This window comes from Curvibacter microcysteis, assembly GCF_028649455.1.
Taxonomy (GTDB): Bacteria; Pseudomonadota; Gammaproteobacteria; order Burkholderiales; family Burkholderiaceae_C; genus Curvibacter; species Curvibacter microcysteis.
In genome coordinates this window covers 167,790-182,074 of sequence record NZ_JAQSIO010000006.1, presented here as the reverse complement: position 1 = coordinate 182,074, position 14,285 = coordinate 167,790, and the positions used below count along the sequence as shown (strand labels likewise).

Sequence of the window (14,285 nt, the reverse complement as noted above, 5' to 3'; positions counted from 1 at the left end):
GAGCCGGCTCAGGCCGGCAGCACCTCGGGCGGGCGCTGGCAGTAGGCTAAAAATTCGTCGGGCGGCAAGGCCTGCGAGAACAAATAGCCCTGGCCCATGTCCGCCCCCAGCGATCGCACCTGGGCCGCCAGGCTGGGGGTCTCCACCCCTTCGGCCACCACCGAGGCCTGGCAGCGGTGGGCCAGCTCGACGATGTGCTCCACCACCGCCAGCGACTTGAGGTCGTCCAGGGAATTGACCAGGGTCTGGTCAATCTTCACCTCCGAAAACGGAAAGCGCGTGAGCAGCAACAGGTTGGAGTAACCGGTGCCAAAGTCGTCGATCGACAGGGGTACGCCGCGCGCGCTCAGGTCTTGCAGGTTGTCACGCACCTGGGGGTCGTTGACCAGCTCACTCCACTCGACGATCTCCAGCCGCAACTGATCCGGGGGCACCTGGCACTGCGCCAGCAAGCGCCACACCGCCTCGGAAAACCCCTGCCGACGCAGCGACTCGGCCGACACATTGACCGCCATCGACACCCCAGGCAAGCCCCGACCGAAGCGCCGCAGCAGATGGACCACCGCCGTCACCGAAGCCCACTCGAACTCAAACAAGCGACCACAGCGGCGCAGCGCGGAGATCACGCGCATGGGTGCGATGGGGCGCTCCTGCGGGTCGTTCAGGCGCAGCAGCGCCTCGGCCCCCATCACCTGGCCGCTGACCAGGTTGAGCTTGGGCTGCAGCCAGATCGGCATGCGCGCGGGGTCGCTCCAAAAACCCAGTTGGGACTCGATGAAGGCGTCCAGCGCGGTGTCGCGCTGCATCAGCCCGTTGAAGTAGGCCACGCCTGCAAACAAGGAGTTGAGGGCCATGGTGATTTCGCGGTAAGGCACGGTGAGGCCCTCGGTCTGAGACGGGCTGGCCAGCTCCACCACGGCACAGCGCAGCACCGGCCGAAAGCCTGGCCAGGCCTCGGCCAGGCCCTGCTCGCAACGCAGCAACACGGGCTCGAGTTCGCGGCTGGCTTCCAGGTGGGGCAGGCTGACGCCATCCAGGAACAGGCCCAGGGAAAAATCGCTGTACTGGAAGGCCCAGGGCCGGTACACCCGCAAGCGCCACAGCACCTCCTGCAACAAAGCCCCCCCCTGCTCCAGCCCACTGGCGCGCCACTGCTGGCAGGCCTGTTCATGGCCGTAGCGCGACAGAAAATCGCGCACATTGCCCAGCTCCAGCACCGCCAAACAGGCCGGGCGCTCGGCTGTTCCTTGCCAAGACTGGACCATGAACTCGTTGAGGGCGCGCCGGTTGGCCAGTCCGCTGACCGGGTCCAGGCGCAGGGCCTCCTGCTCGCGGGCGTGTTGCGCGTCGATTTGCGCGTCATTGCTGAGCAACTGCAGCAGGCTGTAGATGATGATGAAGGAGATGGGCAGCACGGTGGACCGCCCCTGCCAGACGCTGATCAAGACCTCGTCCGGCGAATCGCTGATCAACGAACCGACCATGGCGCCCACCACGGTGGAGGCCAAACGCATGACCCAAACCAAACAGACGGTTCGCAGGCGCAGTGGCAACAAGGCCTGCGGGTCCAGCACATGGCGCATGAGCCAACCCGCCATCACATGGACCGAACCATCGGCCAGCGCGGCCAAGGGGTGCAAGATGCCTGCGAATTGCCAGCGGGCCAGCTCCACCAAGGCAAAACAGGCCAGCCCCCCGACGCGCCCGCCCAGAAACGCTCCCAGAAACAAAAAATCGATCACCAGGGTGGGGCGGACCACCCCTTCGCCATAGGTTGAGGCCAAGGCCCCCACCACGTAGCCGGTCAAGCCCACCGCCACCCCCATGGCCAGGCTGCGCTCGGGCAGCCTCAGATTAAGACGCCGGGACACCAGCAGCACAGCGGCCAGCAGCCCAACCAGGGCCCCGCCTTGCAAACACAGCAAGGGCGCGTCTGGGGCGAGCCGCTTGAGCGATTCAAACATCAGGTCAACCAGGCCGAGGGCCATGCCGAGCTCCTTTGGGCATTGGATCAGTGAGCGTGCTGCCGTCCCCGTGGGGCCCATCCCCCCACCCTCCCGGGACCGAGAAACATCGATTGGGAAAAATGATTCTTGCGGTGGGCGAGGATTTCACCCAGTTCGATCCGACCGACGGCCCCACCCTGCGCCGCTCAGTTCCGCCGAGCCGCTGTTGAAATGCCATTGGTCGGGAATAATGCGGGCTTTAAGCCTCAGTCCACGACCCATGCACTCCATCGTTCTTCGCTTCCTCGCCGAGCCCAGCACCGTCAACTTCGGGGGCAAAGTCCATGGCGGCACCGTCATGAAATGGATCGACGAAGCCGGCTACGCCTGCGCCACCAGCTGGTCCAAACGCTACTGCGTGACGGTTTTCGTGGGCGGCATCCGCTTTCACCGCCCGATCATGATTGGCGACCTGGTCGAGGTCGAAGCCCGCCTGGCCTACACCGGTAAGACCAGCATGAACATCTCGGTCGAGGTGCGCAGCGGCGACATGAAGAGCGGCCAGATGGCCAAGACCACCGAATGCCTGATCGTGTTCGTGTCGGTGGACTCGCACGGCCAGCCCATCCCGGTGGACGGTTTCACGCCCGAAACACCCGGTGACATCGCCCTGGCGCAGCGCGCCCAAGCCCACATCGAAGCCGCCAAGGCCAACCCCCAGGCGCCGCATTGAGCGCCGACGCCGCCCCACTGCGCTTCAGCCACCGAGAGTTGCTGTCGGCCCTGTGCGTGGTGGTGATCTGGGGGCTGAACTTCGTGGCCATGAAGATCGGGCTGCGCGACTTCACCCCCTTCCAGCTGGGGGCCGCGCGCTACCTGGTGGCGGCCTTTCCTTTGGTGCTGCTGGTGCGTCGCCCCCAGGTGGCATGGAAGTGGCTCCTGCTCTATGGCCTGACGCAGGGCGTGGGCCAATTCGGCTTTCTGTTTTTCGCCTTGCAGGTGGGCATGACCGCCGGCCTGGCCTCGGTGCTGCTGCAGACCCAGGTCTTCATCACCGCCGTGCTGGGCTTTTGGCTGCTGCGTGAGCAAGCAGGCCGCGCACTGCAGATAGGCCTGCTGCTGGCCTGCCTGGGCCTGATGTGCTTTGGGCTCAACTACCTGGGGCCGGAGGGCGACGCGGGCCACACCACCTTCTGGGGCTTTGTGCTCAACCTGTGCGCTGCGGCGCTGTGGGCCAGCTCCAACATCGTGATCCGCAAGGCGCGCGAAGACAGCCCCCACCTCGACCCCTTGGGCTTTGTGGTCTGGAGCTGCCTGGTGCCCATCCTGCCCTTTGTGGCGCTGTCCCTGGCGGTGGACCCGCCCGCGCTGCGCTGGCACTGGCTGCAAGCGCCTTGGGAAGCCTGGCTGTCGCTGGCCTACCTGGCCTGGATGGCCAGCGTGCTGGGCTACATGCTGTGGACGCGGCTGATGCAGCGCCATGCGGCCAACCGGGTGGCCCCTTTCAGCCTGGGCGTGCCCGTGGTGGGCCTGAGCGCCGGCTATGTGCTGCTGGGCGAGGTCATCACCGCCTGGCAGTGGGCGGGCATTGCGCTGGTGGTGGCCGCCCTGGCTTGCGTGCTGGGCGGCGAACGCTGGCTGCTCTGGCTGCGTCGCCCCCGCTGAGACCCGCTTACAAGAGGCGGCGGCGCGCAAAGCGCACCACGGTCACACCCGCGCGCGCCTGACGCACCGAAGGCATGACCAGCACGCAGTCGTCATAGGGCGTGGTCACGGGCTGGCCGTCGTTGTCGCCAATGACCGTGCCGGCCTGAGCGATGCACTCCAGGCCGACAAAGGCTTCGGTGAAGGCGAATTGCTCGCTGCGCGCCACCACCGGGCCGGTCACCTCCAGCGCCCATTGGCGCGGGGCGGGCGGCTGACGCCAGCCGGGCAAGGCCGCGTCCAGCTGAGCGCCGTCCAGCGCCTCCGAGACCTGCAAAAAGCGCACGCAAGCGTCCTGCGCCACGCGGCGGCTGGCCGGGTCGCCATGAAAGCCACATTCAATCAACAGCGAGCGGGTGCCGTTGTCGCTCAGCTCGCCGAAGCGGCCAAAGTCGCGCATGCGCACGCCGTCTTGATGCCCCGCGTCGACCACGATGTGCTCGGGCGCGGCCAGGGCACGTGCCAGCGCCAGGTTGCGCGGCTGCACGCCGGTCAGCAGCAGGGGCTGGCCGGGCTCGTGCATGGAGTGCAGGTCCAGCAGCCAGTCGGCCTGCTCGACAAAGGGGCGCAGTTCGGCCGCGCGCCGGCGCTCCTGGCTGCCACCGGCGACCATGCGCTCGACCCGCCATTGGCGGTTCAGGTCCTCCTCGACAAAGCGCGCGGCATCGGGCTGAGCCGGGTCAAAGCGGTCGAAGGCAGCCAGGTTACAGAACGCCAAAGTCAGGCGACCGCGCTGCGGGCGCAGGCCGGCCTGCAACAGGCCCAACAAGGCCCAGGCGCCACACAGCTCGTTGCCATGCACCAGGGCGCTGATCATGACGTGGCGGCCCGGCTCGGCACCGTCAAACTGCCAGACGCCCTCGACCCCGGTGTTGCCAGCACGCCAGGCGCCCAGCTCGGGGCATGGCAGGTCAAAGGACAGGGGCGCCACCTGGGCGCGCGTGAAACGGGACGTGGGACTCATGGACGGACTCATTCTTCGATGCGGGCAAATTCGACGATGCGCTTGTACTTGGCGGTTTCTTCGGCCATGAACTTGCCCAGGTCGAGCTGAGGCGCGGCGATCGCCGAGCCGGTTTCTTCGAGCTTTTTGCGCAAGTCCGGGGCTTGCAGCGATTCGGCCAGCGCCTTCTTGAGCTTGACCAGCACCGGCTCGGGCAGGCGGGCCGGGCCCAGCAAGGCAAACCAGGAGCTGATGTCGATGCCCTTGAGCGCCGGGGTCTCGGCAATGGCGGGCACCTCGGGCGTGGCCTGGGCGCGGCGGCGCTCGGTGGTGCCCAGCGCGATCAGCTTGCCGCTTTGGATCAGGGGCAGGCCGCTGGACAACACAAACACGCCGAAGTCCACATTGCTGCCCAGCAAGTCGGTGGTCAGCGGCGCCACGCCGCGGTAGGGGATGTGGGTCATGAACAGGCCGCCCTGGTCCTTCATCATCTCGCCAGCCAGGTGCAGGGCCGTGCCCACGCCCGACGTGCCATAAGTGAACTTGCCCGGGTTGGCCTTGACCAGTTTGAGGAATTCCGCCGTGGTCTTGACGCCAGTTTTGGGCGAGGCCACCAGCACCATGGGCTGGGAAGCGATCAAGCCCAGGGGCGTGAAGTCGCGCTGCTCGTACTTGACGCTGGCGGGCGCCACCAGGCGCTTGATGGCGATCTCATTGTTGGCCGCGACCAGCAAGGTGTAGCCATCGGCCAATGCGCTGGCCACTTTTTGGGCGCCGATGGCACCGCCCGCACCGCCCAAGTTCTCGATCACCACGGGCGTGCCCAGGCGCTTGGACAGCTCGGGCGCCAGCGTGCGCGCCATCAGGTCGGTGCTGCCCCCAGGCGGGTAACCCACCACCAGGGTGATGGGCTTGTCGGGGTAGCTGTCGGCCTGGGCCCCACTGGCCGCCAAGGCCAGGGCACCCAGCACGGGCCAGAGGGCGCGGCGGCGCCAAGAAGGGGTTTGCACAGAGGTCATGAACGGCTCCGGTCGGTCAAAGGTCAGGGGCGGGGGCCGCGCCGCCAGGGCGTCAGCGCATCGATTGTCCCGCAGACCTGGGGGCTCCCAGGTGCTGAATAGGCCCCAAGCGGTGCCGATCTGGCACGCCTCACCAACACCCGCCAGGCGCGGGCAGGTTCAGTGCTGCGCCTCGGTGAGCTGCCAGACACGCTCGGCCAGCGGCGAGAGGCGGCGCTTGGGGCGGTACAGCCGCACCTCAAATCGCACGGCCAGCCGCGCCGAGCCCACACGGCACAAGGTGCCGCTGTGGCAGGCCGCCATCACCAGCGAGGCCGGCAACCAGGCCACGCCCAGGCCCTGCAAGGCGTACTCCAGCAGCGCGTCGGCGGAGTCGCACTCGATCACGCGGCGCAACGCGGGCGCCTGCGGATGGTTGGCCAAGTGGTCCTGCACCAGGCGCCCCAAGGCCAGGCTGTCGGCATAGGCCAGGTAGGGCCAGGGCTGCTCGGCCAGATGCGGGATGTGGGGCACGCCCTGGGCGTCAGCGCGGCACACCGGGATCAGCTCGTCGTGGGCCAGGGTCAGGTGGCTGTACTGGCGCGCCTGAATCGGCCAGGCCAGCAAGGGGTGGTGGTAGGTCAGCATGAAGTCGACCTCGCCGCGCTCCAACATGCGCACCGTGTCGGCCAGGGAGCGGGTACGGATCAACACCTGGGCCTGAGCCAGGCAGGGCTGCAGCTGACGCAGCCAGTCGGCCACCAGGGTGCGCGCCAAGGTGCGCCCGGTGGCCAGGGTCAGGGTGTGCTGGGTGCGGCCGGCGGCCCCCAGGAGGGACTCATGCGCCTGGCTCAGCCCTTGCAGCAGGCCACGCGCGTCTTGCAGCAGGCTCTCGCCCGCAGCGGTCAGCGCCACCGGACCGGCCCCGCGTGTGACCAGGGGGGTACCCGCCCAGTCCTCCAGCGCCCGAATGCGGCGCCCGAACGCCGGGTGGGTGACGTGGCGCAGCGCGGCCGCGCGCGTGAAGCTGTGGGTTTGCGCCAGCGCCACCAGGTCTTCCAGCCACTGAAGCTGCAGCGGGGGGCGGGTGGACGCCGGCGCGCTCATGGCGGCCTCAGCCGCGGGCGGCTTGCAGCAGGTCGCGCGTGCGCAGGGCTTCGCGGCGAGCGGCTTCCTGGAAGTCATCGCCCGAGGAGGCGTACAGGATGGCGCGGGAGGAGTTGACGACGATGGGCGCGCCCGGCTTCCAGCCTGCACGCACCGTGGCCACGGCGTCGCCGCCCTGGGCCCCCACGCCTGGGATCAACAAGGGCAGCGTGGGCGCCAGGGCGCGCACGCGTTCGATCTCGGCGGGGTAGGTGGCGCCCACCACCAGGCCCAATTGGCCATTCAGGTTCCAGGAACCTTGGGCCAGGCGCGCCACGTGTTCGTACAGCAGGGGCTGGCCATCGACCGAGGCCAGGCGCTGGTTTTGCAGGTCGTCACCGCCGGGGTTGGAGGTGCGGCACAGCAAGAAGGCGCCTTTGCCTTCGTACTTGAGGTAGGGCATGACCGAGTCAAAACCCATGAAGGGCGACAGGGTCACGGCGTCGGCGCCGTAGCGGTCAAACGCCTCTTTGGCGTACTGCTCGGCGGTGGAGCCGATGTCGCCGCGCTTGGCGTCCAGGATGATGGGCACGTGCGGGGCGACCCGGCGCATGTGCTCCATCAGGCGCTCCAGCTGGCCTTCGGCGCGGTGGGCCGCGAAGTAGGCGATCTGTGGCTTGAAGGCGATGGCGAGATCGGCCGTGGCATCCACGATGCGGGCGCAGAAGTCGTAGATCTTGTTGGCGTCGCCCTTGAGCTGGGCCGGGAAGCGGGTGGGTTCGGGGTCCAGGCCCACACAGAGCATGGAGCCGTTTTGTTGCTCGGCGGCGCGGAGCATGTCGAGGAAGGTCATGGCCGCCATTTTAAGAGCCCGCGTTGCACACGGGCTGCGCGGCTCGGATCCGAGGGCTTGGCAGGCGTCCCTGGACGCGGGTCGCGCCCGGGGTGCAGGAGGGCTGCTTCGCCCTTTTGAACACCCTTTTGAGCGCCCTGCTGCAGGGCGCCCCTCAAGCAAGGGCCACGCCGGGCTGGCTCAGCGCCAGGCACAGATCGGCCCAGGCCCGGGCCTTGTCGGCCTGGGTGCGCAGCAGGTAGGACGCGTCGTAGGTGACGATGGCTGGCACGCCATGCAGGTCGTGCACCTGGCCCCGCAGGCGGCCCAGCGGTTCGTCGCGGCCCAGGGCCTCGCGGGCCGCGGTGCGCCCCATCAGCAGCACCAGACCCGGTTGCTGGGCTTGCAGCAACTCGCGCCACGGCAGGGGCTCGGCGGCCTCACCGGCCGGACGCCGGCTCAGGCCCGCCAGCCAGGCGCGCGGGGGCTGGTGCAGGCGCATGGCGCGCAGCATGTTGGCCAGCAACTGGCCGGCCGCGCCGGCGCTGTCGGCCAGCGGGTCCTCGCCGGGCCAGACGGCCTCGGTGACCAGCAGGAAACCACCGGGCACGGGCGGGGTGCCGAACAAGGCCTGGGCCGGGTGCAATTGCCAAAGGCTGGGCGCCTGGGCCGAGGAAGCAGGCCCGGGGCGCATCGCCGGGGGTGGCGCGGGCACGGCGCGCGCCACCGGAGCGGGCACCGGTGCAGGGGCTGGCGTGGGCGGGGCGGGCGCCCGGACCGCTGCGGGGGCATCGTGGGCCGCTGGCCAATCGGCCTGGGGGGCCCTCGGCGCCGAGGCGGAAGTGGCCACCTCTGGGCCTGGGGGCGCCAGCAACTCGCCCGCCAGGGGCGGCTCGGGCCACCAGAACGGGACGTGCATTTCTTCCAGCATGGCGCGCTGGCGCGCATCAAGGTTCAGGGTCATAGTTTGAAGCTCATCACCAAGGCGTCCTCGCGCCCATCGAGCGCCGGGTAATAGGCCTTGCGCACACCCATGCGCTGGTAGCCATGTTGTTCGTACACCGTGCGGGCGCGCGGGTTGGACACGCGCACCTCCAGCCACACCCACTGCGCGCCCTGGCCGCGCGACCAGGTGTCCAGGGCGTCCAGCATCACGCGCGACCAGCCCTGGCGCTGGAAAGTCGGCGCCACGGTGATGTTGAGCAGGTGCACCTCGTCCACGCCCTTCATGGCCACAAAGTAGCCAATCACAGTGTCTTCGCCCACCAGCACCTGGGCCTGGTAACCGGCCTTGACCGAGTCCAGAAAGTTGCCCCGCGTCCAGGGGTGGGTGTAGGCCACTTGCTCCACCGCCATGACCTGGTCCAGCCAGGCCTCGGTCAAGGTCTCAAAACGGGCTTCGCGCACGGGCATGACGGCACTCATGGGTGGGGGACTTGGGCAGCTTTTTCAGCTTCGCGTTCAAGCGTGGTTTTGGCGACTTTATCGCGGATGTACAAGGGCAAAGCCTCATCCGCCGGCACGGCCTGGCCGGCGCGCCACAGCGCCGGCGCCAGGCGCAGCAGGGCGCTGGCCGTGGGCAACAGGGCCAGGCTGTCGGCGCCACCGGCCATGCGGCCAGGGTAGGCCTGGGCCGCGCTGCCCGCCAGCACCCAGCCCTCGGGCAGGGGCACCGACTCGGGCGCGCCCAGGTTGAAGTCGGCCGGCGCCAGCCAGCCAGGCTCGGCGCCGTCACGCCATTCAAAAGCCGCGTGGTAGACCTCGTCCATGCGCGCGTCCAGCGCGGCCACCACGCGGGTGGCGCCTTGCTGGTGACGCGCCTCTTCGGCCACCGCCAGCAAGGTGCTGATGGGCAGCACCGGCAGGTTGGCCCCAAAGGCCAGGCCCTGGGCCACCGAACAGGCGGTGCGCAGACCGGTGAAGGAACCCGGGCCACTGCCAAACACGATCGCGTCAAGCTGGTCCAGCCGCAGCCCGGCCTGCTGCAGCAAGGCCAACAAAGCAGGGATCAGGGTCGCCGAAGACTGGGCGCCGCCGGGGGCCGACTCGGCCCAGACCGCGTCGCCGTGGCCCACGGCCAGGGACAGGCGCTCGGTGCTGGTGTCAAAGGCCAGGAATTTCATGGGGTTCATTTCACAGTCAAAGGAGAGGTGGGCGCCAAAGGCTGGGGTCGGGCCCGCACGCCACAGGCAATGCCCAGGGTGACCAGGGCCAGGCCGGCGAGCAGGTTCCAAACCAGGGGCTCGCCCAACAAGGCGACCGCGCCCAAGGCGGACAGGCCAGGCACCAGGGCGGTGATCATGGTCGAGCGCACCGGGCCAAAGTGCTGAATCATGCGCGTGAAAGTGATGCCTGAAATCACCACCGAGCCCACGCCCTGGAACAGCAACTGGAACACCACCTCACCCACCGGGGCCTTCAACAAGTGACTGGGCAGCGCCCCCAGGCTGGTGAGCAGCGCATAGACCGGCACATAGGACACCAAGGCGAAGGCGGTGACGGCCATGGTGGCGCGCACGGCGTCCACGCCCTCGCGGCGCACCAGCACGCTGTAAGTGGCCCAGCAGCTGCTGGCGGCCATGAAGAGCAGGTCACCCTTCCAGACATCGCCCGCGCCCTGGCCGCTCAGGGCGGCCCACAGGCTGGCGCCGCCCACCATCAGGTCGCCCAGCACGATCAGGCCCAAGCCCAGCAAACGGGCACCGGCGAAGCGCTCGCCCAGCAAAGCCACGCTGAGCAGGGAAGCCCACAAAGGCAGGCTGCCGGGCATCAGCACCGAGCCGTGCGCGGCCGGGGCAAAAAAGAAACCGCCATAGGCCAGCACCGCATAGGCCAGGCCACCAAACACGCCCAGCAGGGCGGTCTGTCCCAGCCCCAAGGGTGACAAGCCGCCCAGGCTGCCGCCAAAGCGCCCCTCGGCACGCGCCTGGCGCGCCCGCCACAGCGCCCAGGGCATGAGCACAGCCGAGGCCCCGACAATGCGCAGGAAGGCGATGTCAAAAGGGGTGAGGCTGCGTTGCGCCGAGGCTCGGGCGATGACGATGAAGGCGGTCCAGATCAGGACCGTGACGACGGCGGCGGCCAAGCCCACCGTGCGGGAAGAAAAACGCATGGGGGGATTATCCTGAAATGGGCCGACTGCGTTTCAAGCCGGGCGCAGCAGGCCGGGATCAACCGGCTTCATGCGACACTGCGACGCGCCTTCAACCTGCTGTTTCCATGTCTTCATTCCCTGTTTTTTCTGGCTTTGTGCGCCCGCTGCGACGCGCCCTCTGGTGGGGCCTGTGCGCCGCCTGTTGGGGCGGCGCCGGGCTGGCCGCCGCCCAGGCCCCACTGCCGACTGAGATCGAGGCCGCGCTGACCCGCTCCCGCCTGCCGCGCGAATCGGTCAGCCTGCTGGTCACCGAACTGGGCAACAAGCGCGCGCCCCGGCTGGCGCTGCGCCCCAACGCGCCCATGAACCCGGCCTCCGTGATGAAGCTGCTGACCACCCAGGCCGCGCTGGACTTGCTGGGCCCGGCCTACAGCTGGAACACCCCGGTTTACCTGGACGGCCCAGTGCGGGACGGCACCCTGCAAGGCAACCTGGTCATCAAAGGGCAGGGCGATCCCAAGCTGGTGCTGGAGCGCCTGTGGCTGCTGCTGCGCCGCGTGCAAGGCCTGGGCATCCGCCAGATCAGCGGCGACATCGTGCTCGACCGCAGCGCCTTTGATTTGCCCGCCAGCAACCCGGCTGACTTTGATGGCGAGCCCCTCAAGCCCTACAACGCGGCCTCGGACGCGCTGCTCATCAACTACCGCTCCCTGGTGCTGACTTTCGTGCCTGACCCCGCCGCCGGCGTGGCCCATGTGCAACTGGACCCGCCCCTGGCCGGCGTTCAATGGACCGCCAGCGTGCCCCTGCTGGCCGGCGACTGCGGCGACTGGCGCACCGGGCTGAAAGCCCAGCTCAGCGACCCGGCACGCCTCAGCCTGGCGGGCGGCTACCCGGCCAGCTGCGGTGAAAAACTCTGGCCTCAGGCCTATGCCGACCCGGCCAGCTACAACGCGCGCGCCATCGCCGCCCTGTGGCAGGACCTGGGCGGGCGCCTGGGCGGCCAAGTGCGCGACGGGCGTGTGCCCGCCGGCCTGAAGCCGGTCTTCAGCCTGGCCTCGCCGCCGCTGGCCGAGGTGATCCGCGACATCAACAAGTTCAGCAACAACGTGATGGCGCAGCAGCTGTTCCTGACCTTGAGCCTGGCGCAAAAAGGGGTGGGCACCCCCGAAGGCTCGCGCGAGCTGATGGGCCAGTGGTGGCGCAGCCGCTTTGGCGAGGCCGACGCCCCCGTGATCGACAACGGCTCAGGCCTGAGCCGCGAGACCCGCATCAGCGCCCAGGCCCTGGCCCGGGTGCTGCAAGCCGCCTGGGCGGGCGGCACCATGCCGGAGCTGCTGTCCTCACTGCCCCTGAGCGGCGTGGACGGCACGATGCGGCGCTGGGGCCAAGGGCAAAACGGCGTGGTCGGTGCCGCCCACCTGAAAACCGGCAGCCTGCGCGACGTGACCGCCGTGGCGGGCGTGGTGCACGGCGCCAGCGGCCGGCGTTACGCCCTGGTGGCCCTGGCCAACCACCCCCAGGCCGGGGCGCTGCGCCCGGTCATCGAAGCCCTGATCGACTGGACCGCCCGCGACCAGAACCTGAGCGCCAGCCCCTGAGCCGCGCCGCCCCGCCCGCCCTCTCGCATTGAACGGACTCACCATGTCTTTGTCTGACCTGATTGGCTACCTGGCCGCCTGCCTGACCACCTGCAGCTTTGTGCCCCAGGCCTGGCTGACCTTCAAAACGCGCGATGTGCGCGGCATTTCGCTGGGCATGTACAGCGTGTTCACCACCGGGGTGGCGCTGTGGCTGGTCTATGGCCTGACCCTGGGCGCCTGGCCCATCGTGGCAGCCAACGCCGTCACCCTGGCGCTGGCGGCCAGCATCCTAGGGATGAAATTGCGCTACCGCGACCGGCACTGAAGCGCCCCCGCGACCGGGTCACCCGCTGCCAGCCGGGGCAACGCGCGCCACTGGTACTTTCCCGCTGCCCCTTCTGTCTGGGTGGGCCTACGATGGATCCTGCAAAAACGAACGATCGTTCTATTTTAACAGGAGACACCCCATGCGCCCTTACACCGGCCTCGCCCCGGTCATCGCCGCCCTCATGCTCGCAGCCTGCGGCGGCGGCTCTGACACCGGCGGCAGCACCAGCACCGACAACAGCGGAGCCCGCGGCTCGCTGCAATTCAACCCGCCGCTGCGCGTCACCGGACTGACTGCCGCCGTGCTGCAAAGCCAGCTCAGCGCCAGCAGCAGCGGCAAGTCCTTGCTGGCCGTGGCCGGCACGCCCAAGTGCGGTGTCGACTTCCGCTACCTGCAATACGGCACCGTTGGCGGCGCCGGCGAAGCCACCAATGCCACCGGCGCCTTGATGGTGCCCACCGGCACCGAAGCCGCCTGCAGCGGCCCGCGCCCCATCGTGCTGTACGCCCACGGCACCACCACCGACAAAGCCTACAACCTGGCCAACGTGCTGGATTCCGCAGGCTCGGCCTACACCGAAAGCCTGCTGGTGGCCGCCACCTTTGCGGCCCAAGGCTTCATCGTGGTGGCGCCCAACTACGCGGGCTACGACGCGTCCAAGCTCAGCTACCACCCCTACCTGAACGCCGACCAGCAGTCCAAGGACATGATCGACGCACTGGCGGCTGCCCGCACCGCCCTGCCCAACGTGGGCACCAGCGACTCCGGCAAGCTGTTCATCAGTGGCTACTCGCAAGGCGGCCATGTGGCCATGGCCACCCACAAGGCATTGCAGGCCGCCGGCCAGACCGTGACGGCCTCGGCACCGATGTCCGGCCCCTATGCGCTGGCGGCTTTGGTGGACTCGGTCTACTACGGCAACGTGAACCTGGGCTCGACCATCTTCACGCCGATGCTGACCACCAGCTTCCAAAAAGCCTACGGCAACCTGTACAGCGCCACCACCGACATTTACAGCACGGCCTACGCCACCGGCATCGAGTCCCTGCTGCCCAGCACCAGCTCGCTGACGACCCTGCTGCAGCAAGGCAAGCTGCCGCAGACCGCGCTGTTCAGCAGCACGCCGCCCACCGCGCCTGCGGGCTCGCCAGCGGCACTGCAGGCCACGCTCAACGCCATCACCCCGCCGACCACGCCCGCCGCCCAGGCGCCGCTGTTCGCCCTGGGCTTTGGCAGCAGCCCCCTGGTGACCAATGCCTCGCGCCTGAGCTACCTGATGGACGCCATGGCCAACCCCGATGGCGCCTTGCCAGCCAGCACCACCGGCCTGCCCGCCAGCGCGCCAGGCAACCCGCTGCGCCAAGCCTTCAAGCGCAATGACCTGCGCAACTGGACGCCCACCCGCCCGGTGCTGATGTGCGGCGGCAACAGCGACCCGACGGTGTACTTCAGCGTCAACACCCAGCTGATGCAAAAGCTGTGGACGGCACCTTCGGCCATGGCCGCCGGCACCGGTCTGCTGTCGGTGCTGGACGTGGACTCCGCCGCCACCAGCGCCAGCGATCCGTTTGCCGCCGCCAAGGTTGGCTTCGCCACCGCCAAGGCCGCGACCGCGGCAGCGGCCGTCGCTGCGGGTGCCACCGATGGGGGTGCCAGCGCCGTGATCCAGTCCTACCACGGCGGTTTGGTGCCGCCTTTCTGCACCGTGGCGGCCCGTGGCTTCTTCCAGCAAGTGCTGGCTGCCGGCGTCTGACCCCCGATCCCAGGAGAC

The 14,285-nt window shown here is 68.9% G+C and carries 14 protein-coding genes; 5 read left to right on the top strand and 9 right to left on the bottom strand.

All coding sequences use genetic code 11. The features are described 5' to 3' along the window. Nucleotides 1–8 precede the first annotated feature (8 nt). Nucleotides 9–1,988 (bottom strand): EAL domain-containing protein, encoded by a 1,980-nt coding sequence (locus PSQ39_RS16235; RefSeq protein ID WP_273927878.1) that lies wholly within the window; start codon nt 1,986–1,988, stop codon nt 9–11. A gap of 238 nt (nt 1,989–2,226) precedes the next feature. Here PSQ39_RS16235 and PSQ39_RS16230 point away from each other — a divergent pair, with 238 nt between their 5' ends. Together PSQ39_RS16230 and PSQ39_RS16225 are read left to right on the top strand one after the other, a co-directional pair. Further along, nucleotides 2,227–2,679, top strand: a complete 453-nt coding sequence (locus PSQ39_RS16230) for an acyl-CoA thioesterase (protein WP_273927877.1) — start codon at nt 2,227–2,229, stop codon at nt 2,677–2,679. Continuing rightward, nucleotides 2,676–3,611 carry an EamA family transporter gene (locus PSQ39_RS16225; RefSeq protein WP_273927876.1) on the top strand — a complete coding sequence of 312 codons (936 nt, stop codon included), beginning with the start codon at nt 2,676–2,678 and terminating at the stop codon, nt 3,609–3,611. The genes PSQ39_RS16230 and PSQ39_RS16225 overlap by 4 nt, the downstream gene beginning before the upstream one ends. Before the next feature lie 7 nt (nt 3,612–3,618). Here PSQ39_RS16225 and PSQ39_RS16220 read toward each other — a convergent pair whose 3' ends face one another. The 8 genes from PSQ39_RS16220 to PSQ39_RS16185 form a co-directional block, all read right to left on the bottom strand. Continuing rightward, nucleotides 3,619–4,614: a M14 family metallopeptidase gene (locus tag PSQ39_RS16220; RefSeq protein ID WP_273927875.1), complete on the bottom strand. Its 996-nt coding sequence runs from the start codon at nt 4,612–4,614 to the stop codon at nt 3,619–3,621. Between the two features lie 8 nt (nt 4,615–4,622). Continuing rightward, nucleotides 4,623–5,612: a tripartite tricarboxylate transporter substrate-binding protein gene (locus tag PSQ39_RS16215; RefSeq protein ID WP_273927874.1), complete on the bottom strand. Its 990-nt coding sequence runs from the start codon at nt 5,610–5,612 to the stop codon at nt 4,623–4,625. 159 nt (nt 5,613–5,771) lie between these two features. Then, nucleotides 5,772–6,668 carry a LysR substrate-binding domain-containing protein gene (locus PSQ39_RS16210; RefSeq protein WP_273927934.1) on the bottom strand — a complete coding sequence of 299 codons (897 nt, stop codon included), beginning with the start codon at nt 6,666–6,668 and terminating at the stop codon, nt 5,772–5,774. Nucleotides 6,669–6,705: 37 nt separating this feature from the next. Then, nucleotides 6,706–7,530 (bottom strand): orotidine-5'-phosphate decarboxylase, encoded by an 825-nt coding sequence (pyrF, locus tag PSQ39_RS16205; RefSeq protein ID WP_273927873.1) that lies wholly within the window; start codon nt 7,528–7,530, stop codon nt 6,706–6,708. Between the two features lie 154 nt (nt 7,531–7,684). Further along, nucleotides 7,685–8,473 (bottom strand): uracil-DNA glycosylase family protein, encoded by a 789-nt coding sequence (locus tag PSQ39_RS16200; RefSeq protein WP_273927872.1) that lies wholly within the window; start codon nt 8,471–8,473, stop codon nt 7,685–7,687. Continuing rightward, entirely contained in the window at nt 8,470–8,934 is a 465-nt protein-coding gene (gene rimI, locus PSQ39_RS16195) for a ribosomal protein S18-alanine N-acetyltransferase (RefSeq protein ID WP_273927871.1), read from the bottom strand. The genes PSQ39_RS16200 and rimI overlap by 4 nt, the downstream gene beginning before the upstream one ends. Further along, nucleotides 8,931–9,632 carry a tRNA (adenosine(37)-N6)-threonylcarbamoyltransferase complex dimerization subunit type 1 TsaB gene (gene tsaB, locus PSQ39_RS16190; protein WP_273927870.1) on the bottom strand — a complete coding sequence of 234 codons (702 nt, stop codon included), beginning with the start codon at nt 9,630–9,632 and terminating at the stop codon, nt 8,931–8,933. Before tsaB ends, rimI begins: the two co-directional genes overlap by 4 nt. Before the next feature lie 5 nt (nt 9,633–9,637). Further along, on the bottom strand, nt 9,638–10,621 hold the full coding sequence (locus tag PSQ39_RS16185) for a DMT family transporter (RefSeq protein ID WP_273927869.1): 984 nt from the start codon (nt 10,619–10,621) through the stop codon (nt 9,638–9,640). Nucleotides 10,622–10,728: 107 nt separating this feature from the next. On the opposite strand from PSQ39_RS16185, the gene dacB reads away from it, so the two are divergent. From dacB to PSQ39_RS16170, 3 genes are all read left to right on the top strand, one after another. Further along, nucleotides 10,729–12,204, top strand: coding sequence for a D-alanyl-D-alanine carboxypeptidase/D-alanyl-D-alanine endopeptidase (dacB, locus tag PSQ39_RS16180; RefSeq protein ID WP_273927868.1), 1,476 nt, complete (start codon nt 10,729–10,731; stop codon nt 12,202–12,204). A 43-nt stretch (nt 12,205–12,247) separates the two neighbouring features. Next, nucleotides 12,248–12,511: a SemiSWEET transporter gene (locus tag PSQ39_RS16175; RefSeq protein WP_273927867.1), complete on the top strand. Its 264-nt coding sequence runs from the start codon at nt 12,248–12,250 to the stop codon at nt 12,509–12,511. Nucleotides 12,512–12,653: 142 nt separating this feature from the next. Continuing rightward, the gene (locus PSQ39_RS16170) at nt 12,654–14,267 is read left to right on the top strand and encodes an alpha/beta hydrolase family protein (protein ID WP_273927866.1); all 1,614 of its coding nucleotides are present in this window, start codon (nt 12,654–12,656) and stop codon (nt 14,265–14,267) included. The last annotated feature ends 18 nt before the right edge of the window (nt 14,268–14,285 follow it).